This window comes from Dysosmobacter segnis (genome assembly GCF_014297285.1).
Taxonomy (GTDB): domain Bacteria; phylum Bacillota; class Clostridia; order Oscillospirales; family Oscillospiraceae; genus Oscillibacter; species Oscillibacter segnis.
On sequence record NZ_JACOQI010000006.1, the window covers coordinates 65,606 to 92,315 of the forward strand.

A 26,710-nucleotide genomic window follows, 5' to 3' on the forward strand; every position below is an offset into this window, starting at 1 on the left:
AGCAGCGTCCTCCTTACTTCTCTACGGTGATCGCGCCGAACGCACACTGCTCCACGCAGCTTCCGCAGCGGATGCAGGCGTCCTGATCAATGGTGTACGGCGACTTCAGCGTACCGTGAATGGCCGACGCCGGGCAGTTCCGGGCGCACTTGGAGCAGCCCTTGCACTTGGCGGGGTCGATGCTGTACACCCGAAGCTTGGAGCAGACGCCGGCGGGACAGCGGCGGTCCCGAATGTGGGCCACATACTCGTCCCGGAAGGCGTTGAGGGTGCTGATGACCGGCTTGGGCGCGCTCTTGCCCAGGCCGCACAGGGCGGTATTCTCGATCATATCCGCCAGATCCCGGAGGGTATCCAGATCCTCCATGGTGCCCTGACCGGCCACGATGCGCTCCAGGATCTCCAGCATCCGCTGAGTGCCCTCCCGGCAGGGAACACACTTGCCGCAGCTTTCACGCTGAGTGAAGCTCATGAAGAACCGGGCCACCTCCACCATGCAGGTGTCCTCGTCCATGACCACCATGCCGCCGGAGCCGATCATGGCGCCGATCTTGGTGAGGGAGTCAAAGTCCATGTGGCGGTCCAGATCCTTTTCGGACAGGCAGCCGCCGGAGGGGCCGCCGATCTGTACGGCCTTGAACTTCTTTCCGTTGGGGATACCGCCGCCTACGTCAAACACGATATCACGCAGAGGCGTGCCCATGGGGACCTCGATCAGACCGGTGTTGCACACGTTGCCGGTAAGGGCGAAGGCCTTGGTACCGGGGCTTTCCGGCGTACCGATCCCCCGGTACCACTCCGCGCCGCGCTGAATGATCATGGGAACGTTGGCGTAGGTCTCCACGTTGTTGAGGACCGTGGGCTTCTCCCACAGGCCGTGCTCCACAGTGCGGGGCGGCTTGACGCGGGGCATACCCCGCTTGCCCTCGATGGAGGCGGTCAATGCGCTGCCCTCGCCGCAGACAAAGGCGCCGGCGCCCCGGTTGATATGCAGACGGAAGCAGAAGTCCGTACCCAGAATGTTGTCACCCAGGAATCCGGCTTCCTCTGCCTGCGCAATGGCCAGCTTCAGGCGCTCAATAGCCAGAGGATACTCCGCGCGGACATAGATATAGCCCTCCTGCGCGCCTACGGCATAGGCTGCGATCAGCATACCCTCGATCATCCGGTGGGGATCGCCCTCCATGATGCTGCGGTCCATAAACGCGCCGGGGTCGCCCTCATCGCCGTTGCAGACCACATAGCGGACGGTCTCCTTCTGAGCGGCCACCTGGCTCCATTTTTTGCCGGCGGGGAAGCCCGCGCCGCCGCGGCCCCGGAGCTTGGAGTCGGTAATAGCCTGAATGACAGCCTTGGGCGTCATTTCAAAGAGGGCTTTTTCAAGGCCCTCGTAAGCGCCGGCAGCAATGGCCGCCTCAATACGCTCCGCGTCGATATGGCCGCAGTTCTTCAGCACCAGACGGGTCTGCTTGGCGTAGAAGGGGATCTCCTCCTCAGAGGGATAGACCTTGTTATCCTGACGGAACATCAGCCGCTCCACCGGCTGACCCCGGAGGACCGTTTTTTCAAAGATCTCGCCGCAGTCGCTCTCCTGCACCTTTAAGTAGAGATAGCCGTAAGGCTCGATCCGCATCAGGGGGCCCATTTCGCAGAAGCCGTGGCAGCCGCTCTTGTGGACGCCGATATGGGCGATCTCCGGGCCGATCTCCACCTGAACGTTTTCATGCTCCGCAGCCAACTCCTTCATGTGCTCATAGAGCTTGGCGGAGCCGCCGGCCAGACAGCCCGTGCCGCCGCAGATCAGCACCCGGCACTTTTCCTGCTTAGTCTCAGCCTGGCATTCCGCCCGGACCTGCTTGAGCTGGAACCGGTTTTCAATTCTGATCATCGTTCCGCCCCTCCTCTTCCTTGGCCCGAAGCTCCTTGAGCAGCTCCGCCGCCTTTTCCGGCGTCATTTTGGGATGGACCTGCTCGTTGACCATCATGGCCGGGGCCAGACCGCAGGCGCCCAGGCAGGACACCACTTCCACCGTGAACATCAGGTCATCGGTGGTCTGCTTGGTCTCACTGAGTCCCAGTTCCTGACGCAGGTACTGCAGCACCGGCGTGGATTTGCGGACATGGCAGGCCGTTCCGTCGCAGATCTTGAGCACATACTTTCCCTTCTGTTCAAAGGAGAAGTTCTCATAAAAGCTGGCCACGCTGTAAGCCTTGGTCTCTGTAATGCCGATCTTTTTGGCCACATAGTCCAAAAGATCCGGCGGAAGATACCGGTAGGTCGCCTGGATGTCCTGAATAATGGGGATCAGGGATTTTTCCTCCAGAGGGTACCGGCTGATAATTTCGTTGGCAGTTTCGTAATAACTCTGATCCAACATCGTCGGTTTCACACCTTTCCTTCGCTTCTTCCTATCTTCGTCATTTTGCACTTGCAAAACAACCATTATTATATATTTTTTAGTCACTAAACTCAAGTTAAGAATTTCGCAAGGAATCAATTCGGCATAATTGACAAATTTCAGACAAGTCAGCGGCGAGAACCGCCTTCCTCTCCCGTCCTTTTGCCGAGGCTTTACAAATCAGACTTTTATCTGTTATACTATCTGTTATACTATCTGTTATACGAAAGGTTATCAGCCGGTCGGATCGGCCGTGTGAAAGGATCGTGAATACCATGCAGAAACTGGAAAAGCAATTTCATATTCACTGCGTCCCCGGCGACGTAGGCCGCTACTGCATCCTCCCCGGAGATCCGGGCCGGGTGCCCGCCATCGCCGCCCTGTTTGACGATGCGCATCAGGTGGCCTACAACCGGGAGTTCAACGTCTGGACCGGCACGCTGCTGGGCGAAAAGGTCACCGCCTGTTCCACCGGCATCGGCGGCCCCTCTGCCGCCATCGCCATGGAGGAGCTGCACAAGTGCGGCGCGGACACCTTTATCCGCACCGGCACCTGCGGCGGCATCGACCTGAATGTGCAGTCCGGCGACATTGTGGTGGCCACCGGCGCCATCCGCTTTGAGCACACCAGCCTGGAATATGCCCCCATCGAATTCCCCGCCGTGGCGGACTGGGAGATCACCAACGCATTGGTAGACGCTACCAAGGCGATGGGTTATCCCCTCCACATCGGCGTGGTCCAGTGCAAGGACAGCTTTTACGGCCAGCACAGCCCCGACGCCTCCCCCGTCAGCTATGAACTGAAGGCCAAGTGGGAGAGTTGGAAGCGGCTGGGCGTCAAAGCCAGCGAGATGGAATCCGCCGCGCTGTTCGTGGAGGCCGCCGCGCTGGGCTGCCGCTGCGGAAGCTGCTTCCATGTGATCTGGAATCAGGAGCGGGAGGCGGCGGGTCTGGATCAGAAAATGAGCGAGGACACCTCCACCTCCGTAAAGGTGGCCGTGGAGGGGCTAAAGCGGCTCATCGAGGCCGACCGGAAGGCCGGACGGTAACGGAGATACGGTTCCATGGATATTAAGCAAATTCTGAACACCGCCGTGGGGGGCTACAGCCTCAGCAAGATCCTCTCTGCTCTGGTGACGCTGCTGGTCTGCCTCATCGCTGTGCGGCTCATTATGAAGGTCGTCACCCGGCTGCTGAGCCGGATGCAGAAGGTCAACGAGCGGCTGCAAAAGGTCATTCATACCAGTATAAAAGTTCTCCTCTATGTGCTGACGGTCATCATCACCGCGGAAGCGTTGGGCATCAACACCTCCTCCCTGACGGCGCTGTTGTCCGTCCTGACCCTGGGCATCACCCTTGCGGCGGAGGACATTTTAGGCAACGTGGCTGGGGGGCTGGTGATCCTCTCCTCCCACCCCTTCGCTCTGGGGGACTTCATCGAAGCCGGCGGCACCTCCGGTACTGTCCGCGAAATCGGTCTGAACCACACGAAGCTGGAGACCGCCAACGGTCAGATGATCCTGATGCCCAACAAGGACCTCTCCTCCTCCAAGATCATCAATTATACCGTTCTGGGCCGACGCCGGATCGTCCGGACCGTCACTGCCTCCTATGACGCACCTACGGAAACCGTCATGACCGCTTGTATGGAGGCCGTGGAGGCCACCGCCAACATTCTGCCGGACCCGGCCCCGGCGGTGCATCTTACCGACTACGGCGCAAGCTCCATCGAATACACCATTTACTGCTGGTGCACCGTGGAGAACTACTGGCCCGCCTACCACTCCATCAATGAGAAGCTGCGGGACACCTTCGCCAAGCACAATGTTGAAATGACCTACGATCACCTCAACGTCCACATACTTGACAAATAAAACCGCAACTATCAAAAAAAGCGTTGGGAACATATTGTTCCCAACGCTTTTTTGATTCAATTCAGGTCAGTCCTGTTGCTCCATCCGTTCCTTGACAGCCTTGCCGGTGGGTGTGGCGGCCAGACCGCCCAGAGCGGTCTCCCGCATCTCCATAGGCATCCGGCGGCCTACCTCACCCATGCAGTCGATGACCTCATCCACAGGGATCCGGCTTTCCACGCCGGCCAGCGCCATATCCGCGCAGCTGACGGCGTTGACAGAGCCAACCACGTTCCGCTTCACGCAGGGGACCTCCACCAGACCCGCCACCGGGTCGCACACCAGGCCCATCAGATTTTTCAGGGCCATGGCCGCCGCGTGGCCGATCTGCTGAGGATCGCCGCCCCGCAGGGAGGTCAGCGCGCCAGCCGCCATAGCGGAAGCCGTGCCGATCTCAGCCTGACAGCCGCCGGAAGCACCGGCGATACAGGCCCGGAAGCTGACCACCGCACCGATGCCGGAAGCGGTATACAGAGCCTGCAAAATCTCTTCCTCGGTGGCGCGGCCCATCTGGTACAGAGGCACCAGAACAGCAGGCAGTACACCGCAGGCGCCTGCGGTTGGTGCCGCCACGATCTTCCGCATGCAGGCGTTGGACTCGCCTACGCTGAGGGCCGTAGCAATGACCTCCTGCACATAGGGGCCGCTGTATGTAGTATCCGCCGCGGCGTAACGCCGCATCCGGGCGCCGTCTCCGCCCACAAGGCCGCTGCGGGAGCGCTGGTCGCCCTGATAACTGACGACAGATTCCAGCATAGCATGCCAGGCAGCCCGCATTTTTTCCATGGACTGCTCTTCCGTTACCTGCCGCTCCTCCATATCGGTTTCCAGAACCACCCGCCAGAAGGGGATGGACCGGGAAGCCGCCTTTTCAAAGATCTCCTGCATGGAATTCAAGGCCATATCAGTCATCCTCCTTCTCGTAATAGATCACGCCAAGCACCTGGGGTACTGCCTTCAGCTGCTCCAGCTCCGCCGCGGGCACCGGCTGGTCGATCTCAAAAATCGTCATAACGCTGCCGCCCCGGCGGTCACGCACCAAGCTCATATTGGCGATGTTGATGCCGCCGTCAGACAGCACCTTGGTCAGGGTCGCCAGCTCACCGGGCACGTCCATGTGGCGGACGATCAAGGTGTTGAAGATGCCGGTAAAGTCCACCGCCACACCGTCCAGCTGATCCACCCGGATCCGGCCGCCGCCGATGGACGCCGCCTGTACTTTGGTCTTTTTTCCGCTGGCACCCTCCACCGTCAGCACTGCCGTGTTGGGGTGAGCCTCCCGCAGCTCGGCGGGATGGAACACAAAGGACAGTCCCTGCTCCTTTGCCACGGAGAAGCTCTCCGGGATCCGCAGATCATCAGGCTTCATACCCAGCAGCCCTGCCACCAGCGCCCGGTCCGTACCGTGGCCCCGGCCGGTCTCCGCAAAGGAACCGTACAATCCAATGTCCGCCTTCACCGGCGGTTCTCCCAAAAGGGTCCGGGCCATCCGCCCGATGCGCACAGCTCCCGCCGTGTGGGAACTGGAGGGACCTACCATAATTGGTCCAAGGATCTCAAAAATATCCAGCATGAGCGCTCCTCCTTTGTTACATTTCTCTAATTTTAAGAGTATCACAGTCTTTTCTGTTTTGCAAGCATTTTCCGCCATTTTGTCTATGATAGAAAGACACCCCGCCGAGGCGGGGTGCCTTGTTTCTGCTGTTTCGTTTTTTATATTCCCCTGTCAGTCCAGCACCTGAACGGCAGCGCCCAGCACGCCGTCTCCGATGTAGACGCTGAGGGTGCCGTCGATCTCGCCGTCCCACAGGTGGTCGCTGTTGGGCAGTGCCTCTGTCAGCATCTGCCGCACGGTCTCCATTTCTTCCGGTGCGCCGCCATGAGCCACCGCCAGATTGTACCGCTTGTGTTCGCCGCAGCGGTCCACAGCCATATCCACCAGCTTCCGCATCACCTGATGCCGTCCCCGGACCTTGGCCACAGATTGCAGCTGTCCGTCCGGCGCAAAGGTGATGATGGGCTTGATCTGGAGCATGGTGCCGGCCATAGCCGTGACCTTGCCGATCCGGCCGCCCTTCACCAGATACTCCAGCGTATCCACAGAAAAGAAGGGATAGGTGTTGGCGATGAGCTGCGGAGCCCGGCGCTCCGTCAGTTCTTCCCAGTCCATGCCGTTTTTGATGTCCTCAGCCAGCTGCAGCACCGTCATGCCCTGACCCAAAGCGCCGCTGACAGAGTCAAACACCTTCATGGCATAGCCCTGCTCCGCACATTCTCCCGCCAGGATCCGGGCCAGATTATAGGTCCCGGACAGGCCGCTGGACAGCATGACGGCGATCACGCCGTCATATCCCAGATCAAAGATCTCCCGGAGCTTCGCGCTGAAGTCCTCCACACGGGGCAGGGAGGTCTGGGGCAGCTCGCCGTTATGAAGCCGCTGATAAATATCCGGGCCGGTGATGTTGACGCCGTCCAGATATTCGCCGTCCTCGCACAGGATCCGCAGCGGGACAAAAAAGATATTGTTTTCCCTGGCCTTATCCCAACGCAGGTCGGCACTGGAGTCCGTCAGCAGGGCAATTTTCTTTGGGGTCATTTTTTCTGCTCCTTTATACCCAAAAGCTTAATGGTTCAGAGGATATTATGTCACAAACTTACCCAAAGGGCAAGTCCTACCCGTTTTCTTTCTTCTCATTTTTCTGCATCCGCTGAAAGCCCTCCCGCTCCGGCAGATCATCCGTCATGCGGCCAGCCGCTTCCGCGGCCTTTTCCTCAGGCGTGGGGCGGTGGGTATGCCAGTTAGACATATTGATGGGCTGATCTGCCTCAAAGAGGTCATAGTAATCCGCATCCCGGAGCTTCGGCCGGCGATGGCGGATAATGGCCGTCAGAGTCGGATAGAGCACAATGGCGATGAGGCCGCCGGAAAAGCCGTTGTTGTACAGGTTCAATCCCGCCACCGGGCCGCCGGTCTGCAGCACCAGCGCCGAGTGGATGAACCCCGCCAGTATGCCGCATACCGGGCCGAAGTGGCCGGCAACGGGGGCCAGCGTGGTCCCAAACAGGCCCGCCAGCTGAAGTGCCGGGTAATTGGGTTCGTAGTGCATACCGTAGGCCCCCAGCCACACGCCGAACATCACGGGGATGATGTTCCGGGGATGCTTTCCGAAGGCGGAGAAGCCCATAATGGTGAAAATACCGCCCAGAGTGGGGCCGTTGAGGTCACCCCCTACCAACAGCACATAGGCAATGCCGATCAGACCGTTGATGCCGATATTCACCATTACCGGCCCGGCGCCGAACATACGCAGATAATCGTTGGGCGCCCGGCCCGTGGTGCTCAGCAGGCGCCGGTATCCGGCCCACACAGCCCATGCGGGATCGCCGCAGCCGAAGGTGCCAATGAGGATAAACACAACGCACAGGGCGCCGCAGGCAAGGCTCAGTTCAAAATTGAGGCCCGTGGACCAGTAGAGCACCGAGTCCGGCTTGTCACCGAAGGCCGTCAGGATCGGCACCACCATCATGGCGAACAGACCGCAGGCAAAGCCCATGTTGTAGAGGTTCATGCCGTTTTGTATCTTATAGGTGTAGGCCGACAGGGATGGCAGCAAAAAGCCCACCAGAATACCGGTGAACACGCCCAGCGGCAGGCTGGCGTGGACGCTGCCCAGTGCCATATAGCTCACCAGCGGTGCCAGCGCTGTCGCCAGCAGGGCCACGGAGGCATACTTGGAAAACGGCTCCTTCTGATACCGGGCATACAGCCATGTCCCTAAAATGATGGGCCAGATGTTGAACACATTTTTTCCAAACAGGGAGAAGCCCGCCATCAGCCCCATCTCCACAATGGTAAAGCCGTTGAAGGGATCCTTGGCCAGCTTGATGATGAGAATGGAAATGATGGTCACCAGTCCCGCATTGACAAAAGCGGCGGCAGGGCCCGCAATGTGGATATAGTCTGTGATCAGAAGATCCTGCATGGTGACGATCTTCCAAAGCCCCGACAGGAGCTGTTCCGGATGGCCCATGCTGAGGCCAATGAGCATCAGCACAACGGAAAACGCAATGGTCCCCGGAAAAATATACTGATAATAGCGGCTCGTGTTCACGGGTCTCCTCCTGCTTCTTAACGATTTCTTAATGCATTAAATTTATTATACTGTGGTTTTGCCTCGACGGCAACCCAATTCGTGAAATTTTTCACCAGTTCAAAAAAAGTTTACACTTGCCTTCAGCGTGTCGAAAAAGTCTTTTCGCCATGCGTGGAGCAGGAATACACCGTCGGCCCAGCCGGTTTCCGTGCGCTTTGCGCCCGGAAATCGGGGGCGCAACGGGTCGAAAAAATCTTTTCTTCCCGTTGCCCTTATTTTCAGAACTTGTAAAAGTTCTGAAAATATTTGATTTCAATGGTGCGGGACACCCCTCTTGGGTTTCCCGCACACACCCTTTCTTTCCGTCGCGGAAATCTCCATTGGCGGCACTTCGCCTGTTTCCCCTTCTTGGGTTTTCCGCGCACACCCTTCACCCGCAAGGGGTATGCGGCATCCGTAGAGCGGCAAAGCCGCTAACGGCTGCCCTACCTTCCCATCGCAGAGAATTTACCATTTTATTGACAGTCTCTTGCTTTTTTATTTCAGACAGTCTATGCTGATTTTATACCATTCACGATTCTCTACATCCGGGAGGTGCTTATATGGACCGTTTTGCCATTGTTACAGGAGACATTACCGCGTCCGACGCGGAAGCCATCGTCAACGCCGCCAACCGCACTCTGCTGGGAGGCAGCGGCGTTGACGGCGCCATCCATGCCGCCGCGGGACCGGAGCTGCTGGCGGAGTGCCGGACCCTCCACGGCTGTGAAACAGGCCAGGCCAAGCTGACCCGGGGTTACCGCCTGAAAGCCCGGTACGTAATCCACACCGTAGGACCCATCTGGCAGGGCGGCGGGCATGGCGAGGCGGCGGCGCTGGCCGCTTGCTACCGGAGCTGTCTGGAGCTTGCCCGCGCACACGGCATTGATTCCGTGGACTTTCCCTCCATCTCCACCGGGGTCTACGGATATCCCATGGCCCAGGCGGCCTCCGTAGCGCTGAAAGCCATCATGGAGGATCTTCGGACCCATGACCATCCCTGCCGGGTGCGGATGGTCTGCCACACGGAGGATGCCGCGAACATCTACCGCCAGACCTATAATCTCTGGTACGCGGAAACGAAAGAAGACCGGCTGTAAAAGCGCATATTCAAATCCAAATGAAAAAGGAGCGGCTTTTGTTCCCCCCTGACAGGGGTAATAACTAATTCCGGGGATACCCCGGCAGGTCATCGTATTTACGATGCCTGCCGGGGTTCTTCCGTTTCCTGGGTTTGTAGGGGTTCCGGTGCTTCCATCGTTTCTTCCACATCCTGCTGGCCGCTGCCGACATAGCCAATGCCATTGTAGTAGATCTCCACGGTCTGGGGCGCGTGTTTAGACCATTTCACCTCTTTTTCGTGAACCACAATCTTTTCAATGAACAGCCGCAGCAGTTCCGGTGTCAGTTTCGTAATGTCTGTGTACCGCTTCGCCTTGTCAATGAAACCATCCGTCCCATTCACCGTTTCCCGCAGGCGTTGGATGTCCATCTCTTTCTGCGGGATACCTGCGGCGATTTGATTCTGCTCTTCCGTATAGCTGCCGGAAAGCATCTGGAACTGCTCCGTGGAGATACATCCAAGCACACTGTCCTCATACAGCTTCTTGAAGATGGTGTCCACTTCCGTTTTCCTCTTTCGCATGGCGGCCAGTTCTTTCTCCTGCCTGCGGATCTCCCGCTGGATCTCGGTGGACTGCCTGCTGCCGATATAGGCGGCAAATCCCTCCGGATGTTCCCGTGCCATGGCCGTTACTCTCCGTAAGTCCTCTAGTACCACCTCATCCAGAACGCACTCTCGAATATAGTGGCCTGTGCAGGCTTCACCATCTTTTTTGTAGGTGCGGCAGGTGAAGTGGTTGTAGCTGGCAGACATGGTATGCGTCCAGTGCAGTACCATGTTGGAACCGCAGTCGGCGCAGAATACAAGGCCGGAATACTTGTTCTGCTCATCCATATTGGTTCTTCGGCGCTTGTTCTTTCGTACCCGCTGCACAATGTCCCAAACTTCTTGTGTAACGAGAGCGGGATGGGTATTCTCAAACACCAGGCATTCTTCTCTGGAATGCTCCACCCGTCGCTTATCCTTATAGGATTTAGTGCTGTATTTCATATTGACGGTATTGCCCAGATAGATCTCGTTTTCCAACATATCCGCTACTGTATCCCCAGACCAGTGATATGGGCGCTGGGTATCCAATCCCGTATGAGTCATGCCGTACTTGGTATAGGCGTACATGGTGGGCGTTAGGATCTGCTCTTTCTTGAGAATGCGGGCAATTTGGCTGGGGCCACTGCCGCCGGCGCACATGGCAAAGATCCTGCGGACGATGGCTGCCGCCTCTTCGTCCACGATTAGTTTTTTCGTGTCCGGGTCCTTTCGGTAGCCGTAAGGTGCTCTGGTCCCCAGCCGTTCGCCCCGTTCCGCTTTGGCCTTCAGCACCGCACGGATCTTCCGGCTGGTGTCCCGAATAAACCACTCGTTGAACAAATTCTTGAACGGCATGAGGTCGTTGCTCTCGCTGCTGTCGGTGTCCACATTGTCATTGATGGCAATGTAGCGGACGCCGAACATGGGGAAGCGTTCCTCAATGTAGAGTCCCGTGTGAAGCTGATTTCTACCGAGGCGACTGAGATCCTTGGTCACAATGATCCCGATCTCGCCGTTTTCCATGTCTGAGATCATCTGCTGGAACGCCGGTCTTTGGAAGGTTCCTCCCGAAAAACCGTCATCCACATAGAAGCAGGGGCTGGGGAAATGGTGATCTTCCGCGAATTTCTGTAAAATGGCTTTTTGATTCTGGATCGAGTTCGAATCGCCCTCTATCCCATCGTCCTGGCTGAGACGGCAGTAAAGAGCGGTTTTCCTGATTTGGTTTGACTGATTCATACAGCCCTCCTTTTCTTTGTCAAACCGTTCAGAGCATTGCGACGCCACAATACCCCGAACGGTCTGAATTGTCCAGCACTTTACGCGCACAGCTTTCCCTGCCGGAAGTCCAGTTCCGCAAGGGCTTTCAGCTTATCCTCCACGGTTTCACTGCCATGCCGTGGAAACACGGAGATGACTTGAATCTCCCGCCCGCAGGCTGTCTGCGTCCGCTCCACGGTGATATGCTCCTTATCGATGGTGATATTGGCTTTTTGCTCCATAGGCTCTCCTCTTACTCTTGTTTACTAAGTTTGCCCACACGCCGCCTGTGGGGCCTCTGCCGGAGGGGATGGGCAAGGACACTGCCCATTGCGGAAGAACGCCGCACAGGGCGGCACGGGGCGAATGGGCGGGGGTTTACTGCCCATCCTTGTGGTTCAGATCATGGTGGGCGTTTATATGGTAGGCTTGTTCAAGAATGTGTTCCAGCAGGAGACGTATTCCATCCGTCGCCTCCCGGTCCAGTTCCTTTGCGCGGGGATTCCGCAGAATCTGGCGGATATTGGAGTCGATCTTGTTGACTTCCTCGTAGAGCCGAAACCTGGTCCGGCTGGGCCTTTCCACGATCTCGCTCTCTGCAATGAGCTTGCGGAAGTAGGTGGTGACCGGCAGGCGGGTCAGTTCCCGATAGCGTTCCAGCCTTTGAGATTGTTCCTCTGTCATCCGGACGGAGATGCTTTTGCTGTTGTCCCGCAGGTTCCCTCTGGGAAGCGGCTTTTTGCGCTTACGGCGCATGGGTGAATCCCTCCTTCCTGATCTCGTATGCTGCCTGGGCAATGTCCTTCAGACAGTCGAGTGCTTGCCGGAGTTCCTCTGCCGTGCCATATCCGCTGTTGAAGGCACGAGCCACGGCGTTGATCTCCCGCCCCTTCTGATTGAGCAGGCAGAGAAAGTCCGGCATGACGCCATTTCGACTGATGATGGGACGATTGCCAGCGAGCTGCTCCATAAGCCATGCGTTGGCAGACAGCCCTGCCGCCCTGCTTCGTTCCATGAGCCAGCTGTATTCTTCGGCACTCATGCGGACGCAGGTCCGATGTGTCTGTTTGCTCATAAACTACCTCCAGACCGCTTCCGGCAATGTTGCCGAGAGCGGTTTTCGTTTTTTACAGATACCCCTCACTACCCCTCCCGAAAAAACAGCGTGGTGAATATCCCGGAATCAAAAGCTCCTGCAAAAGCTTTAAGGTCAAGGGTGTGCAATAGACACCCTGGGCGTCCAATCAAGGGTGTCTTATTGACACCCAAAGAAGGGAAAATCGGCAGACAGGCTCTTGTAAAGTCTGTCTGCCGATGGTAACATACCACAAATCGAAGAAGGAGGCTCGGAACATGATGTATGCTGTTTTATCATTGGGGCTGGCGCTGTTGGGGGGGGGTATCCGTCTGGCGCAAATGTTACGCCTGTCCGTACCACTGCTGTACGGGGCATTGGTCATCACGGTATTCCGCCCGTGGTATCTGGCCCATATCGCTCTGGCGGACGGCATTTTCCTTGTGCTGGTGGGGCTTGCGGTGCTGTCCTGGATGGTAACGCTGGTTCGTGTAGTGTGGGAGATGATCTGGTAAGTAAGGTTTGACACTTTGTCAACCCTTACTTTTAGACAACTTTGTCAAAAAGTCTGACCGGGTTCGGTGATTTCGCCGAACCCGGTTTTCAGCGTCTACCGCTTTTGACAATGTTGTCTGAAGCGCTTTAGGGCAGTCCGCTGTTATCGGGTTTGGCAATATGGCCGAACCCGATTTTTGCACTCACATTCTGGCAATTCTGCCGAAAAGTTGCCGCCTGCAGGCGGCATTGGGGACTGGGGCGAGCCCCAGTAAGCGCGTTTGTCATACAAATGCTATGCTTGCGCCAGCGCCGCCACAGGCGGCGTTGGCTTCATACCTGCCAATCCGTGCTGTTGACCAAAGTCGGTATCCAAAGGCCAGAAAGAATCCGTAAAGACTTGAATCTTTGCTCTAACAGAGTTAATATCACACCCACCTGAGAAGTGCCCGAATTGATGCGTTGTGCTTTCTCTTGCACAGGGTATCTTCCAACCGGTAAAATGAAACACATCATACTTCATTATAAGGAGAACTGCCATGGAACAACACTATCTTACCGGCGAACAGATCGCCGCCTTCGCTTCCCACCTTGTTCGGGCGGAACGAACCCCTGCGACCATTGAAAAATACCTCCGAAGCGTGCGGGCTTTCTTCCTGTACCTGGATGGGCGGCCTGTTACCAAAGACGCTGTCGTAGCTTGGAAAGAACATCTGCAAAGCGTGGGTGGCTATTCCCCCTCCACCGTCAACGCATCCATGGCTGCCATCAATGATCTATTTACTTTTCTCAGCTGGCCGGATTGCCGCATCCATTATCTGAAGGTTCAGCATCGTCTGTTCCGGGACGCCGGACAGGAATTGGGCCGTGAGGACTATGAGCGTCTCATCACGGCAGCCCGCGAGTCAGGACGGGAGCGGATTGCGCTGGTCATGGAAACAATCTGCGCCACCGGCATCCGAGTCAGCGAGGTGCGCTATATCACCGTGGAGGCGGCACAGGAAGGCCGTACCACCATCTCTCTGAAGGGAAAGATCCGCACCATCCTGCTGCCGGGAAAGCTGTGCAGGAGGCTGCTGAAATACGCGAAAAAGCAAAAAATTACCTCTGGTGAGATTTTCCTCACCAAAGGCGGAAAGCCCATGGGGCGATGCCAGATCTGGGCGGAGATGCAGCGGCTCTGCCAAAAAGCCGATGTGGAGCCCTCCAAGGTATTTCCCCATAATCTCCGGCATCTGTTTGCCACGATTTATTACCGGGTCTACAAGGACATTGCAAAGCTGGCGGACATCTTGGGCCATTCCAGCATTGAAACCACCCGCATCTACCTGATGACCACAGGACAGGAACACCGGCGTCAGTTGGAACGGCTGCAGCTGGTGCTCTGAAACGGAATCTATATTCCGTATGTGAACCATGAACAGCCTGACCGGGTTTTCGGCAGGCTGAAACAGAAAAGAAGCGCCCATTTCCCTTTTTGCAACTCCCTTTTATGTTAATTGTTGCTACTGCTCGGTTAGCCAATCCTAATGTAGATTTATTCATTAGGGGACATAAAAAGAGGCTCCATCCTTATTGGGTGGAGCCTCTCATAAATTTACCGGATTTACTCTGTGGGCTTGATGCATATTATCGGGCTTTCTTGTGAAGTGTGTATGCCACAACAGCACATATGATAATTCCAATGCCAAATGGAATGGCAGAAAGAAATGCAACATTAGCGGGTGCACTATAAGCTGCGTGCTCAATGCCACAAAGCATATCACGATAATTATAGGCAACCACGAAACACATAATGTCAGATAGCAAGATTGCAATAGCAATAAACAAATAACTCAGCTTTTTCATACGCTTTACCATCCATTTCATTTTTTGCGTAGTATTAGTACTAGGCCTACAACCATCGAAAACACACATAGGATGGGAAGTGCGCCAGATTCACTTAGAGTAATCGTCGAAGCAGTATTTAGTTGCTCTGTTGCGCTTGGACTCATGACCATCAAAACTCCGAAAAGGATTAGACATACAGCACCAATCAAACAAAGGCCAATACCTACCTTCATCTCTATGGCTTTCGAAACTTTGGCATCTTCTACCTTCGGCGGTGCTTCCATTGTACCCTGATTGATTGTTTTTTCCTTCACAAGGTCATCAAGAGTAATGTTGAAGCACTCGCTTAATGCCAACAGTTTTTCTAATTCAGGCGTTGATGTTCCACTTTCCCATTTAGATATGGCCTGTCTTGAAACGCCTATTTTCTCTGCAAGTTGCTCTTGAGAAAGTCCACTCTTGCGTCTGAACTTATATATTCTTTCAGACAACATTTTCTCTACCTCCTTGGAAATACTATACAGTTCTGTTGTAATACGGTGGTAACCGTATCGACCTTTATTTTCGTGGTAGATGGCTGCGATTTCTGCTTTGGCAGCCTCGTATTTGTCTGGGCAATCCATCCGTTTCAGATGATAGTAGAACGCCGCACGGGACAGTTGAGCAATTGATAGAAGAATATCCAGAGAATGTTTTCGCCTCAGCTTTTGAACTACCTGCGTTTTCTGCGCCGGCGTCGCTCGTTTCCCAAAACCAAGGCCTGCAAATTTTTTAAGTAATCCACCTCTGCCCGCAGCCGCAGCCGCTGCCGCGGCGTTCAACAGCAAAGCCTTCCGGACCTTCGGCCAGATAGATGCGTTCCCAGCTTTGGATGCGGCCATGCCCTCCAACCTCATACACTCTCACTGCTTCTACAGCTCTTTTTTGAATTCCGTTGTGTATCGCTTGTTTGCTGCTCCTTTTTACATGTAAAATCGCGTGTAATTAAAACCATCTTGAAATGCATCTGTCAAGGAAAAGTAGACGCTCCAAAAACGCCGAATTTTAGAAGCCCAGTTCGGTCTTATACTGAACTGGGCTCTTGTAGCCCAGAGCGGCCGCTGGCCGCTCATAATTATAGTAATGGACATACTCGTCAAAAAGGTTCGGAACATCCTTAGCGATGGCCGGATTGAAATCGAGAAACCGTTCTTCCTTGATCCAGCCACCCCATCTGTTAGATAGTATATCATACTGTCTAACAGATGGGGTGCTGTTCACACTATTTTTTGCGGGTTATTAGATTTATTAAGCAAAGCAAATGTGCGTTGCGCAAGCAAAAGTCACAAAAAAACGTCAAAAAACTATGCAAGCAGTCAAAAATATCGGGGGATTTATCTTTTTAGCCTGTTGATATTGACAAATTCGGGAAAACGAGTTATATATGAAATACATTCATCGAATTCATTCTATGAAAATGTTCGATAAAACGGTGGGAAAGGAGACCTTTATGGGTCAAACGATTATTGAGAAAATTCTCTCTAAGAACCTCGGCCGTGCGGTGCGCGCCGGTGATGAAGCACTTTTTGAACCAGATCTGACCGTGGCATACGATTACCCCGGCTACATTGACTCCTACGAAAAGCAGATGGATGAGCTGGGTGTGACCAGCGTAGCCCATCCGGATAAATTTCTTTTTTTCATCGATCATTTCAATCCTGCAGGGGATTCTAAGAGCCGCGAGGTTCATGTGAAAACCCGGAGCTTTGCCAAACGAATGGGAATTCAGCTGTGGGAGGACGTAGGCATTGGCCATCAGGTCATTATGGAAAAGGGCTATGTAGTTCCTGGTACCATGTTGATCCACTTTGATGGACATGTCAGCACACTTGGCTCCGTCGGCGCTGGCGCTATCAGTGTTCGCAACGCGGTGATTGAGGCACTGGCTACCGGAAAGGTCTCCATTGTAGTTCCCGGCACATTGCGGGTGAATTTTATTGGCAAGCTGGAAAAGGGTGTTACCGCACGGGACGTGTTCCACACACTGGTTCAGCGTCTTGGCCCCTCCGGCGCCTGCTCCCTGTGCCTGGAATTCGGCGGCGAAGGGCTAAAAAACCTCACTATGGATGATCGTATTACTCTCTGCAATCAGGCCATGTTCCTTTCTGCCGTAACAGCCGTTTGTGAACAGGATGACGTTACAGATGCCTTCCTCAGTGGTACGGGCTGTAAAGAATACACACATGTGACACCTGACAGCGATGCGCACTATGCCAAGGAGTATACGCTGGATTTGGCTACAGTCGCTCCTGTCCTGGTTGCACCGCCTTCTTCTGCCAACACGGTTTCGATTTCCGACTTCGAGGGCATGAAAATTGACGCTGGCTATGTCGGTTCCTGCGCAAGCGGCCGTATCAGTGACTTCCGTCAGGTTTTGGAGGTCCTGGAAGGCAAGCACATTGCAAATGGCACCCGGCTTTATGCGGTCCCCGCTTCCGTCAAGCTCCAGAAAGAAATTGCTGGTAACGGCATGATGGGCAAGCTCATCGACGCCGGCGCCTGCGTGTATTATCCCAGTTGCGACTTCTGCTATGGTAAGCTGGGCACCCTGACTCCCGGAGAGGTGGCCCTGTCCACCGGCACATTGAATATCCCCGGCCGCATGGGTTGCACCAAGGCAGATATTTATACTGCCAGCCCCTATACCATTGCAGCATCCCTGCTGAACGGTAAGATCACTGACCCCCGCAAGGTTCTGTAAATCAAGAAGAAAGGAGGAATTTTCATGCTTCCCAAAATCAAAGGACGGGCTGCCTGGGTCTTTAAGGAGACCAATTACGACATTGATAATATTGTGGGTGTTGCCAATATTACCCTGACGGATATTGAGCAGATGAAAAAGGTCTGCATGACGGACTATGACCCTGATTTTGCCGCCGCTGTTCAGGATGGTGATGTGCTGGTAGGCGGCGAAAATTTTGGCTACGGGCATCCCCACTATGTTGCGTTTAAGGCTCTGCGAGCCCTTGGTATTCGTACCGTATTTGCGGAGAGCTTCAATCCCAGCTTCTACAAAGGCGAGGTTTCCAATGGCGTGGCACTCGTCGAGGTCCCCGGTATTCTGAAGGCTGTGAAGCGCTGGGATACCATTGAATTGGACTGGGACAAGAACGAAGTTACCATCAACGGTGAAACCACTCTGCCTTGCATCCCTATTCCTCAAAGAACAAAGGACATCGTGGAGTGCGGGAACCTCATTAACTACATCCGCGAAAAAAGATTGTGATCCCCTGGTGAGACCGGTAAAATATGAAACAGACAACAAGAAAGGAAGAACCAAATGAAAAAGATCACGGCTCTGATTTTGTCCCTTGCACTGGTGTTTTCCCTGGCTGCCTGCGGCGGTAGTAAGACTGATGCCCCCGCTCAGGACAACAGCAACGACGCTACTGCTTCCTCTGGCCCCAACTCCTACGGCTATGACGTTTCTGCCGAGGCTCCTCTGAAGATTGTCAGCACCTCTGCTCTGAACGCCACTCACTGTTGCTATGCCGGCTTCTATCAGCCGTTCATGGATCTGGTCACCGAAATGTCCGATGGCAAGATCACCTGGGAAACCTACATGTCCGGCGAGCTGGTGGAGGGCGGCAAGGAGTACGACGCTCTGCGCGATGGCGTGGCCGATGTGGCTATGCCCCTGACCCCCATCTATGACACCTCTCGGTTCCCTGCCGGCGATGTGCCTCAGCTGCCCATCAAGGTCTCTACCTCCGAGATCGTGTCCAACGCATATGTGGATCTGCTGAACAGCACAGAGGAAATCGCTGACGGCAAGAACTTCAACCAGCTGTACTTCGAGGATAACGGCGTTCACTTCATCGCCCATAACAATCCTCCGAGAAATGCAATTTCCACCACCACCAAGGATATCACAACCATGAGCGACTGGTCCGGTCTGATTATCCGTACCTCCAGCCGTCCCCAGCAGTTCCTGGCCACCGACCTGGGCATTACTCCTCTGAATGTGACCGCATATGACCTGTACGACACCCTGTCCCGCGGCACCGCGGACGGCGGCTTCCAGCAGATTCCTGACTGGGCTTCTTACGGTTTGGACGAGCTCTACAAGTATGCCATTGAAGGCCTGAGCTTTGGCCACTTCACCGCCGGCATGGGCTGGAGCAAGGACTTCTGGGACAGCCTGCCCGAGGTTTACCAGCAGATCCTTACTGACGCTGCCGATCGGGTTCGTCCCGATGGCTGCGCTTACTGGGATGAGAAGACCAAAGAGGTCAAGGCCACTGTTGAGAGCCGGGGCGGCAAGTTTGTGGAGTATACCTCTCTGCCTCAGGAACTGCAGGACAAGGTCAACGCTGCCTGTGTCAATACTTGGGTTCAGTATGCTGAGATGCTGGAAGACAGCGGCGTTCCCGGCGCTAAGATCTGCAAGCTGTGGAGAGATTGCATGGTTCAGAACGGCGCCGAAATGATTGACGGCGTTGATGAGGCTCTGGACGGCCTGATTGAAAAGTACGGTGCGTAAATTCTGCATTTCACCCGATTCGCAAATGTAAGATAACAGGAGGTAATCTATGTCAACAGGTGCCGCGATACTGATCGCCGGTATTACCCTGATTGTACTGCTGCTGGGCGGCTTGTATATCCATTCCATGCTGCTGGCAGTAGGCATCGTGGGCATCATCGCGCTGGGAAAAAGCGCTCTGCTGTCCGGCCTTTTGAGCTATACCACATTTACCACGGTCGCAACCTATTCCATGACTACCATTCCGCTGTATGTGCTCTGCGCACAGCTGATTCTGGAGGCTGGCGTTGTGGAGGATCTATTCAACATCCTCTACAACATCTCTAAGGGCCGCAAAGGTGTTCTGGGAACCTTCTGCTGCATTCTGGGCGCGTTTTTGGGCGCAGTCTGCGGCTCTGGCACGGCTACATCTGCGGCTCTGGGGCAGGCAGCCTATCCCCAGCTGGTCAAGCGGGGCTACAGCTCCGATCTGGCGGCGGCAACCTCTGCCTCTGCCGGATCTCTGGCCGGTATTATTCCTCCCAGTGTAACCATTATTGTCTACGGCATCACCACCGAGACTCCCATTGGCCGGATGTTTGTGGCCTCCCTGATCCCCGGCATCCTGACCACGCTGGTGTTCATCGGCTGCAACCTGTTCTTCCTCAACAGAGAGGGTAAGAACAAGCCGGTGGAGACCTTCAAGCCTGTCCATGTGGATCGCAAGAATGCCATCGTATCTATCACCGTGGCTTGCATAATTGCCATTACCATCTTCGGCGGCATTTATTCCGGCTTTATGACAGCTACCGAGGCTGGTGCGGTTTCCGCTACCGTGGCGTTCATCTGTGCGCTGTGCTTGAAAAAGGTGACCAAGGACTTTTTGATCCGTTCCGCAAAAAGCACAGTGAATATTACCGCCATGGTCATGCTGATTATGATCGGCGCCAAGATCTTTGGCAAGTTCATGTCTTTGAGCAAGGTTTCCGACGCGTTCGTGGAACTGCTTCAGCCTTTGATGAGCCAGCCCAAGATCATCCTCTGCATCTGCATTCTGGTTTATTTCATCCTGTTTATGCTGATGGAGGGCACCGCCGTCATCGTTATGACTACTCCAGTACTGCTGCCCGTCATGCAGCAGATGAATGTGGATCTGCTGTGGTTCGGTATCATCGTCTGCTTCTGCTGTGTCATCGGCCAGCTGACGCCGCCTGTGGGCGTGTGCGTCTACTCTGTGTGCGGCACAGCGGGCATCCCGGTGGAGGGCCCCTTCAAAAAGTCCATGATATTTGCTCTTGTGGCAACGGTTATTGTGGGCGGCTTGATGGTGTTGTTCCCGCAGGTTGTCACCTACCTGCCCAGTATGATGCTGTAAAGGAGGATCATTGCTATGAAAACATTGGATCAATTGTATGCTATTCACAGCAAGATCAAAAACATCTTCCTTGCGCTGGGAGGTGCGGGCGTGTTTGTCATGATGCTCTACATCACCGTAGATGTGCTGGTGCGGAACCTTTCCAACACGGCGCTGATAGGCACGTTTGAAATCGTTTCCTATTATATTATGCCGCTTACGATTCTCCCTTCTATGTGCTTAGCGCTGGCTTCCGGTGTTATGCCGCGTATTGTGGCAATGACCAACCGCTTGCCCCAGAAGGCACAGCGGATCGACGCCATTATTCTGCCGATTTTGGAGATTGCGGCTTATGTTCTAATGTGCAGATTTTCCATCAAGTATGCCATCTCTGCAACCAATGACCAGTTGACCTTCATTGCGGGCACTACGTCTCTGCCGGTGTGGTTCATGTACTATCTGCCTCCGGTAGCGTATGTGATGATGACGGTTGAAAGCCTGTTTGTGCTGCTTAAGAACATTTTGACCGGCAACACCACTATTCTATATAAGGGCGTGGATCCTGACGAGGAGAACGCCAGTATCTGATCCATCCATTCCGGGCGGGCTGGTCGGCCCCGCATGTTTGATCCGGCCCGCCCGGCTTTCCTCCTCCATGAAAAAAACTGTTAGCAAGAAACCATGTTCCTTATCATTTTTCTGAGAATTCCTCCAATAGTTGTGCTCTAATTGTGTTTATGAAAGGATGATCTACAATGATGACTGACAGAAGCACCCTCCGCCGCCTTATGGCGGAAAAGGAAACCGTGATCACCTGCGGCTGCGGTGACGCAATTTCCGCTAAAATTATTAACGAAGTGGATGGCTTTGACGGCGTTCTCTCCAGTGGCTTTACGCTGGCTGCTATGGCGATGGGACTGCCTGATGCCGAGCTGTACAGCAGAAGCGACAACGTCTATGCTGTCAGCAATATGTGCTATGTGCTGGACAAGCCCTTGATTGCTGATATTGATACCGCTTACGGCAATGCCGTGACTACCATCAAGACGGTGAATGATTTTGAGAGAGCCGGTGCTTCCGGTGTTGTTATCGAGGATCAAATCAGTCCCAAGCGCTGCCCCATCTGTGTCACCGACCTGAACACCACCATTTCTGCCGAAGAGGCTGCCGGTAAGATCCGTGCCGCTGCGGAAAACCGCCTTTATAAGGACACCCTGATCATTGCCCGTACAGACATTACAAATGTTGAGGAGCGCAACAGACGCGCCCAGATGTATCTGGAAGCCGGTGCCGATCTGGTGCAGGGCATCAGCAAGTCCTATACCGCCAGCGGCAACATGGTGGAGAATATCAAGCAGTTTGTGGATGCCATGGACGGTCGTGTTTCTCTGGTGGTCTGCGGCGGTTTGGATTCCCTGACCCGTAAGGACATCGAGTATATCAAGCCCAAGATTTGCCACTTCGCTCTGGTGCCTATCAACTACATGTATCCCGCTCTGCGCAAGGCTATCGAATTTGTTGGAGAGAACCACGAGCAGGCCGGCATTCCTCTGGAGAAGGCAAACCACAGCGAACTGGTGAACTTCCTTGGCATGAGCAAGATCGGCGAACAGGAAAAGAAGTATATCCCCCAGATCGATTGCTGATCTTCCGGCCAGAAAGCGTTGATCGACAGAATGTGATGAAACAGGGCCGGCAGTCATTTGAAACACATATGACTGCCAGCCCTTTCTTTTAACTAACAAATAGGAGAGCATAGGAATGCGTACATTCAAAGAATACCAGGAAAAACTGAACTCCATGCGCAAAAACGTCTATATCAATGGCGAACTGGTGGAGCGTAACGACCCTCGACTGCTGGGTGGCCAGAACATTATGGGCATCACTTTCGATGCTGCCATGTCCGACGATCCCGAACTCCGGGAGTTGGCTACCGCAACCTCTCATCTTACCGGTCACACGATTAACCGCTTTACCCATATCTATCAGACGCCAGACGATCTGCTGAAAAAACAGGCCATGATCCGGGAACTGGGTCATCTGGCTGGCGGCTGCATTCAGAGATGCATGGGCTGCGATGCCATTAATGCCTTATACGTCTCTACCTATGAGGTGGATCAGCACTATAGCACTAACTACCACGAGCGCTTCAAGAAGTATCTGGCGTGGTATCAGGATAACGATCTGGTTGGCAATGCTGGTCAGACCGACGTGAAGGGCGACCGATCCAAGCGTCCCTCTGAGCAGGTGGATCCCGATCTGTACATGCGCATTGTGGAGCGCCGTGAGGACGGCATTATCGTTTCCGGCTGCAAGGCCCACAACACCACTGCTCCCTATGCCGACGAAATTCTGGTGCTGCCCACCCGCGCTCTGAAGGGAGCTGATGCCGACTGGGCCGTGGCCTTTGCGGTTCCCGCCGACGCTGAAGGTGTGACTCTGATTTCCCGCCCCGTTTCTCCCAATCCCCGCATTGAATTGAAAGCCCCCTATAATAACTATGGTATTTGTGACACCATGACTGTGCTGGATCATGTGTTCATTCCCAACGAGCGTATCTTCATGTGCGGTGAGGCGGACTTCGGCGGCCGTCTGGCACTGTCCTTCGCCAACAACCACCGTTTCAGCTACTGCGGCTGCAAGCCTGCCATCACGGATGTGTTCATCGGTGCCACTGCACTGGTGGCGGAATACAACGGTGTGCCAAAGGCACCCCATATTCAGGACGAATTGGCCGAGCTGGAGGCTACCGCCGAACTAGTCTACGGTGCGGGTATTGCCGCCTCTACCACCTCCAAGGTTACTCCATCCGGTGCGCGGGAGCCCAACTTTATGTACACCAACTGCGGCCGCTTCCATGCGGGTAAGAACATTATGCATGAGTATGACATTCTTATCTCCACCACCGGAGGCATGGCGGCGACTCTGCCCTTCGAGGGTGACTGGCTGAACCCCGAGACTCGACCCTATCTGGAGAAGTATATCATGCGCAACCCTAAGATCAGTGCGGAAAACCAACACCGGCTGTTCAGATTCTTAGACGATTTCACTGTCTCTGCATGGTGTGGTATGGAGCAGGCCGCGGGTATCCACGGCGGTGGTTCTCCCATCATGGAGAAAATCGGTATCCGCACCAACTACGATGTGGAGAAGCGGAAGAATATTGTCAAGCGCCTGGCCGGCATTGATGACTCCAAGAATGAGGGCTGATAGATGGAAATCAAACATGTAACAGTATCCGGGGCGGGCCTGATGGGCACACAGATCGCTATGCAGGTGGCACTCCATGGTTACCAAGTGACCACCTATGACGTATTCCCCGCCCAGTTGGAAAAGGCAAAGGCCTTTGCGGATGACTGGTTTGCTAAGCGGGTACAGAAGGGGAAGCTTTCCGCTGAGGCTGCTGCAAAGGCACAGGCAGCTTTGCACTACTCCTCAGACATTCAGGAGGCCGCGGGGGAGGCAGACCTAATTATTGATGCGGTACCCGATATTCTGAAGATCAAAATCAAGTCCCTGAAGGCATTAGATGAATACGCTCCCGCTCACTGTATCTATGCCAGCAATAGCTCCTATATCGTCAGTTCCCGCTTCTGTCATGCGGTGAAGGATCCTTCCCACGTGCTGAATGTTCACTTCTTCAACCCGGCACTGGTGATGAAGATTGTGGAAGTGGTGAAAGGCCCCCACGTCTCACAGGATACCTTTGATACGGCGTTCCGCTTTGTGCAGTCCATTGACAAGACGCCGGTGAAAATTGAAAAGGAAATTTATGGATTTGTGGTAAACCGGATTTTTAGCGCACTGACTCGTGAAGCCTGTTATCTGGTTGATGCCGGTATTGCAACGCCAGAGGCCATTGATACCGCCGTCAAGGGGGCGTTGGGTCACTCCATGGGGCCGCTTGAGACCCTGGATATGACCGGATTGGATCTAGAGTACAATGTCTACATGGAGCGATTCCGCACATCCGGTGACAAGGCCGACCTGCCAGCTGCCTGCCTGACGGAGCACTATGCAAAGGGCGAGTATGGCCGAAAGTCTGGTAAGGGTTTCTACGACTACACACCGAAGGGGTAAGGGTATGGGGATTTCTGTACGCTATGAAGGTGCTGTGGCGGTAGTTTCCATTCACCGCCCGGAGGCTTTGAACGCCCTAAACAGAGAGCTTATTGACCAGTTGGATGCATGCATCAGCGAAATCGAGTCCCGAAAAGAGGTCAAGTGCGTGATTCTTCACGGCAGCAAGAACTTTGCTGCCGGCGCCGATATCGCCCAAATGGCCGACTGTGACCCTGAAGGGGCGAAGGCGTTTGCATTCTCTCCAGTCTATAATCGCATGGTGCAACTGCCGGTGCCAACGATCGCCGCTATGGAGGGCTATGCGCTGGGCGGCGGACTGGAGCTGGCGCTGGCCTGTGACCTCCGCATCTGCGGAGAATCGGCAAAGCTTGGGTTTCCGGAGATCGGCCTTGGTATCATGCCCGGAGCAGGCGGTACCATCCGTGCGCCTCGTTTGATCGGCGGCGCTAAGGCGATGGAGATGATCTTTACAGGCAGTTCGCTTTCTGCAGCCGATGCAGAGCGGATCGGGCTGGTAAACCGAGTGGTATCCGATGGAGACGTGCTGACAGCAGCCATGGAGATGGCGATGAAAATCGCAAAAAAGAGCCGCGCGGCACTGGAGGTTGCTAAACACTCAATTCTGGCCGGCATGGAGATGACCTCTGTAACGGAGGCCGTTGCCATGGAGGCGGAAAACTGGAGCGGTATGTTCGCTACCTATGACCAGAAAGAAGGCATGCATGCGTTTCTGGAGAAGCGGAAGCCCTCTTTTGCCGACCGCTGAACGGGCGGCCATCAGTCTACAGAAAAAGGATAACTGAAATGATGAACGACATTGTAATTACCGCCGGATGCAGAACCCCCATCGGCACCATCGGCGGCCAGTTCAAAACCCTGACCGCGTTGGATCTGTCCATCCCCATCATGAAGGAGCTGGTGCTCCGTTCCGGCATTGATCCTGCCTGCGTGGACGATGTGATCTGGGGGTGCAACTACCAGCGGACCTATAAGGAGAACAATCTGGCCCGTGTGGCACTGATAAAGGCAGGCCTCCCAGATTCTGTTCCGGGCATTACGGTGCATCGAAACTGCACCTCATCTATGTCCTCAGTGCAAATGGGCTACTACCAGATCAAGGCCGGTGAAGCAAAGTGTATTTTTGCTGGGGGCGCTGACAGCATGAGCACCGCACCACACATGGTATTCAACGCCCGCTATGGGCAGAAGTTCGGCCATATGGAGCTGCGAGACTCCATGTGGGATTCTCTGACGAATCTGGGTGTAGGTCCCGCCATGGGTATTACCGCAGAAAATGTGGCGGATACCTATCACGTCACCCGTGAGGACATGGATCGCTACGCACTGCTTTCTCAGCAACGGGCAGCAGCCGCCATTGATGCAGGGCATTTTCAGGCGGAAATTATCCCTATAACGGTGCATGGCAAAAAGGGAGATATAGTATATGGCACCGATGAGTATCCCAGACGGAGTACAACACTGGAAACACTGGCAAAGTTGAACCCATCCTTTAAAGAGAACGGCCGCGTGACTGCCGGCAATTCCTCTGGCATGAATGACGCTGCAGCCGGTGTAGTGCTGATGGATCGTGCCTATGCGGAGGCTAGCGGCGTACAGGCACTGGCTCGGGTAGTGTCCGTTGCTACCACCGGAGTGCCTCCTGAGGTGATGGGCATCGCCCCCATCAGCGCCACTCGGGCAGTTCTGGAGAAGGCAGGGCTTGGGATTGGAGACATTGACCTTTTTGAAATCAACGAAGCCTTTGCCGCCCAGTGTGTGGCCTGTCAGCGAGAACTGGGCATTCCCTTGGAGAAGTTGAACGTTAACGGAGGCGGCATTTCTCTTGGCCATCCGGTAGGTGCCACTGGTGTGCGTATTATCATCTCACTGATGTATGAGTTGCGCCGGAGAGGTCAGAAGTACGGCGTAGCAACGCTGTGTGCAGGCGGTGGTATGGGTACGGCCGTCCTGATCGAGTGCCTGTAAAGGAATGCCCTCTGTGTAAAACAAGACTGG

Annotated in this window: 28 protein-coding genes; 15 read left to right on the plus strand and 13 right to left on the minus strand. The window is 54.8% G+C overall.

The genetic code is table 11. The features are described from left to right. Positions 1 to 13: 13 nt before the first annotated feature. On the minus strand, positions 14 to 1,885 hold the full coding sequence (locus tag H8Z83_RS07795; protein ID WP_494546117.1) for an NADH-ubiquinone oxidoreductase-F iron-sulfur binding region domain-containing protein: 1,872 nt from the start codon (positions 1,883 to 1,885) through the stop codon (positions 14 to 16). Beyond that, complete coding sequence (locus H8Z83_RS07800; protein WP_187014518.1) at positions 1,875 to 2,378, minus strand: NADH-quinone oxidoreductase subunit NuoE family protein; 504 nt, start codon at positions 2,376 to 2,378, stop codon at positions 1,875 to 1,877. The genes H8Z83_RS07795 and H8Z83_RS07800 overlap by 11 nt, the downstream gene beginning before the upstream one ends. Positions 2,379 to 2,674: 296 nt before the next feature. Here H8Z83_RS07800 and udp point away from each other — a divergent pair, with 296 nt between their 5' ends. Both udp and H8Z83_RS07810 read left to right on the plus strand, forming a co-directional pair. Beyond that, positions 2,675 to 3,448: a uridine phosphorylase gene (gene udp / locus H8Z83_RS07805; protein ID WP_187014519.1), complete on the plus strand. Its 774-nt coding sequence runs from the start codon at positions 2,675 to 2,677 to the stop codon at positions 3,446 to 3,448. A gap of 15 nt (positions 3,449 to 3,463) precedes the next feature. Beyond that, a complete protein-coding gene (locus H8Z83_RS07810; RefSeq protein WP_187014520.1) occupies positions 3,464 to 4,273 on the plus strand; it encodes a mechanosensitive ion channel family protein in 810 nt (269 codons plus the stop codon). A gap of 66 nt (positions 4,274 to 4,339) precedes the next feature. On the opposite strand, the gene sdaAA is transcribed toward H8Z83_RS07810, so the two are convergent. From sdaAA to H8Z83_RS07830, 4 genes are all read right to left on the minus strand, one after another. Further along, positions 4,340 to 5,215 carry an L-serine ammonia-lyase, iron-sulfur-dependent, subunit alpha gene (sdaAA, locus tag H8Z83_RS07815; protein ID WP_187014521.1) on the minus strand — a complete coding sequence of 292 codons (876 nt, stop codon included), beginning with the start codon at positions 5,213 to 5,215 and terminating at the stop codon, positions 4,340 to 4,342. 1 nt (position 5,216) lies between these two features. Further along, positions 5,217 to 5,885 carry an L-serine ammonia-lyase, iron-sulfur-dependent subunit beta gene (sdaAB, locus tag H8Z83_RS07820; protein WP_187014522.1) on the minus strand — a complete coding sequence of 223 codons (669 nt, stop codon included), beginning with the start codon at positions 5,883 to 5,885 and terminating at the stop codon, positions 5,217 to 5,219. Positions 5,886 to 6,038: 153 nt separating this feature from the next. Continuing rightward, entirely contained in the window at positions 6,039 to 6,908 is an 870-nt protein-coding gene (locus H8Z83_RS07825) for a DegV family protein (RefSeq protein WP_187014523.1), read from the minus strand. Positions 6,909 to 6,984: 76 nt separating this feature from the next. Continuing rightward, a complete protein-coding gene (locus H8Z83_RS07830) occupies positions 6,985 to 8,424 on the minus strand; it encodes a DUF1576 domain-containing protein (RefSeq protein ID WP_337765592.1) in 1,440 nt (479 codons plus the stop codon). A 584-nt stretch (positions 8,425 to 9,008) separates the two neighbouring features. Between H8Z83_RS07830 and H8Z83_RS07835 the strand changes: the two genes are divergently transcribed. Then, positions 9,009 to 9,545: an O-acetyl-ADP-ribose deacetylase gene (locus H8Z83_RS07835; RefSeq protein WP_187014524.1), complete on the plus strand. Its 537-nt coding sequence runs from the start codon at positions 9,009 to 9,011 to the stop codon at positions 9,543 to 9,545. Between the two features lie 98 nt (positions 9,546 to 9,643). Here H8Z83_RS07835 and H8Z83_RS07840 read toward each other — a convergent pair whose 3' ends face one another. From H8Z83_RS07840 to H8Z83_RS07855, 4 genes are all read right to left on the minus strand, one after another. Then, positions 9,644 to 11,335 carry a recombinase family protein gene (locus H8Z83_RS07840; protein WP_187014525.1) on the minus strand — a complete coding sequence of 564 codons (1,692 nt, stop codon included), beginning with the start codon at positions 11,333 to 11,335 and terminating at the stop codon, positions 9,644 to 9,646. An 80-nt stretch (positions 11,336 to 11,415) separates the two neighbouring features. Then, positions 11,416 to 11,598 carry a hypothetical protein gene (locus H8Z83_RS07845; RefSeq protein WP_187014526.1) on the minus strand — a complete coding sequence of 61 codons (183 nt, stop codon included), beginning with the start codon at positions 11,596 to 11,598 and terminating at the stop codon, positions 11,416 to 11,418. A 136-nt stretch (positions 11,599 to 11,734) separates the two neighbouring features. Beyond that, complete coding sequence (locus H8Z83_RS07850; RefSeq protein ID WP_187014527.1) at positions 11,735 to 12,112, minus strand: plasmid mobilization protein; 378 nt, start codon at positions 12,110 to 12,112, stop codon at positions 11,735 to 11,737. Continuing rightward, positions 12,102 to 12,431, minus strand: coding sequence for a hypothetical protein (locus tag H8Z83_RS07855; protein WP_187014528.1), 330 nt, complete (start codon positions 12,429 to 12,431; stop codon positions 12,102 to 12,104). Before H8Z83_RS07855 ends, H8Z83_RS07850 begins: the two co-directional genes overlap by 11 nt. A 278-nt stretch (positions 12,432 to 12,709) precedes the next feature. On the opposite strand from H8Z83_RS07855, the gene H8Z83_RS07860 reads away from it, so the two are divergent. Together H8Z83_RS07860 and H8Z83_RS07865 are read left to right on the plus strand one after the other, a co-directional pair. Then, complete coding sequence (locus H8Z83_RS07860; protein ID WP_187014529.1) at positions 12,710 to 12,946, plus strand: hypothetical protein; 237 nt, start codon at positions 12,710 to 12,712, stop codon at positions 12,944 to 12,946. A gap of 519 nt (positions 12,947 to 13,465) precedes the next feature. Continuing rightward, positions 13,466 to 14,314, plus strand: a complete 849-nt coding sequence (locus tag H8Z83_RS07865; RefSeq protein WP_187014530.1) for a tyrosine-type recombinase/integrase — start codon at positions 13,466 to 13,468, stop codon at positions 14,312 to 14,314. 241 nt (positions 14,315 to 14,555) lie between these two features. Here the strand turns inward: H8Z83_RS07865 and H8Z83_RS07870 are convergent, their stop codons facing one another. The 3 genes from H8Z83_RS07870 to H8Z83_RS20145 form a co-directional block, all read right to left on the minus strand. After that, positions 14,556 to 14,774, minus strand: a complete 219-nt coding sequence (locus H8Z83_RS07870) for a hypothetical protein (protein WP_207732020.1) — start codon at positions 14,772 to 14,774, stop codon at positions 14,556 to 14,558. 17 nt (positions 14,775 to 14,791) lie between these two features. Beyond that, on the minus strand, positions 14,792 to 15,637 hold the full coding sequence (locus H8Z83_RS19540) for a helix-turn-helix transcriptional regulator (RefSeq protein ID WP_243184832.1): 846 nt from the start codon (positions 15,635 to 15,637) through the stop codon (positions 14,792 to 14,794). 163 nt (positions 15,638 to 15,800) lie between these two features. Beyond that, a complete protein-coding gene (locus H8Z83_RS20145; protein ID WP_187014532.1) occupies positions 15,801 to 16,016 on the minus strand; it encodes an IS3 family transposase in 216 nt (71 codons plus the stop codon). 229 nt (positions 16,017 to 16,245) lie between these two features. On the opposite strand from H8Z83_RS20145, the gene H8Z83_RS07885 reads away from it, so the two are divergent. The 10 genes from H8Z83_RS07885 (at position 16,246) to H8Z83_RS07930 (ending at position 26,680) form a co-directional block, all read left to right on the plus strand. Then, positions 16,246 to 17,496 carry a 3-isopropylmalate dehydratase large subunit gene (locus tag H8Z83_RS07885; protein WP_187014533.1) on the plus strand — a complete coding sequence of 417 codons (1,251 nt, stop codon included), beginning with the start codon at positions 16,246 to 16,248 and terminating at the stop codon, positions 17,494 to 17,496. Between the two features lie 24 nt (positions 17,497 to 17,520). Beyond that, entirely contained in the window at positions 17,521 to 18,021 is a 501-nt protein-coding gene (locus H8Z83_RS07890; RefSeq protein ID WP_187014534.1) for a 3-isopropylmalate dehydratase small subunit, read from the plus strand. A gap of 54 nt (positions 18,022 to 18,075) precedes the next feature. After that, positions 18,076 to 19,278: a TRAP transporter substrate-binding protein DctP gene (gene dctP, locus H8Z83_RS07895; RefSeq protein WP_187014535.1), complete on the plus strand. Its 1,203-nt coding sequence runs from the start codon at positions 18,076 to 18,078 to the stop codon at positions 19,276 to 19,278. A 49-nt stretch (positions 19,279 to 19,327) separates the two neighbouring features. Further along, positions 19,328 to 20,632 carry a TRAP transporter large permease gene (locus H8Z83_RS07900; protein WP_187014536.1) on the plus strand — a complete coding sequence of 435 codons (1,305 nt, stop codon included), beginning with the start codon at positions 19,328 to 19,330 and terminating at the stop codon, positions 20,630 to 20,632. 15 nt (positions 20,633 to 20,647) lie between these two features. Beyond that, positions 20,648 to 21,199, plus strand: coding sequence for a TRAP transporter small permease (locus tag H8Z83_RS07905; protein ID WP_187014537.1), 552 nt, complete (start codon positions 20,648 to 20,650; stop codon positions 21,197 to 21,199). Positions 21,200 to 21,366: 167 nt separating this feature from the next. Beyond that, positions 21,367 to 22,257 carry an isocitrate lyase/PEP mutase family protein gene (locus H8Z83_RS07910; RefSeq protein ID WP_187014538.1) on the plus strand — a complete coding sequence of 297 codons (891 nt, stop codon included), beginning with the start codon at positions 21,367 to 21,369 and terminating at the stop codon, positions 22,255 to 22,257. 115 nt (positions 22,258 to 22,372) lie between these two features. Further along, positions 22,373 to 23,821, plus strand: a complete 1,449-nt coding sequence (locus tag H8Z83_RS07915; protein WP_187014539.1) for a 4-hydroxyphenylacetate 3-hydroxylase family protein — start codon at positions 22,373 to 22,375, stop codon at positions 23,819 to 23,821. A gap of 3 nt (positions 23,822 to 23,824) precedes the next feature. Continuing rightward, positions 23,825 to 24,691: a 3-hydroxyacyl-CoA dehydrogenase family protein gene (locus H8Z83_RS07920; RefSeq protein ID WP_187014540.1), complete on the plus strand. Its 867-nt coding sequence runs from the start codon at positions 23,825 to 23,827 to the stop codon at positions 24,689 to 24,691. 4 nt (positions 24,692 to 24,695) lie between these two features. Further along, a complete protein-coding gene (locus tag H8Z83_RS07925) occupies positions 24,696 to 25,460 on the plus strand; it encodes an enoyl-CoA hydratase/isomerase family protein (RefSeq protein WP_187014541.1) in 765 nt (254 codons plus the stop codon). A gap of 38 nt (positions 25,461 to 25,498) precedes the next feature. Further along, positions 25,499 to 26,680, plus strand: a complete 1,182-nt coding sequence (locus H8Z83_RS07930; RefSeq protein WP_243184834.1) for a thiolase family protein — start codon at positions 25,499 to 25,501, stop codon at positions 26,678 to 26,680. Positions 26,681 to 26,710 lie beyond the last annotated feature (30 nt).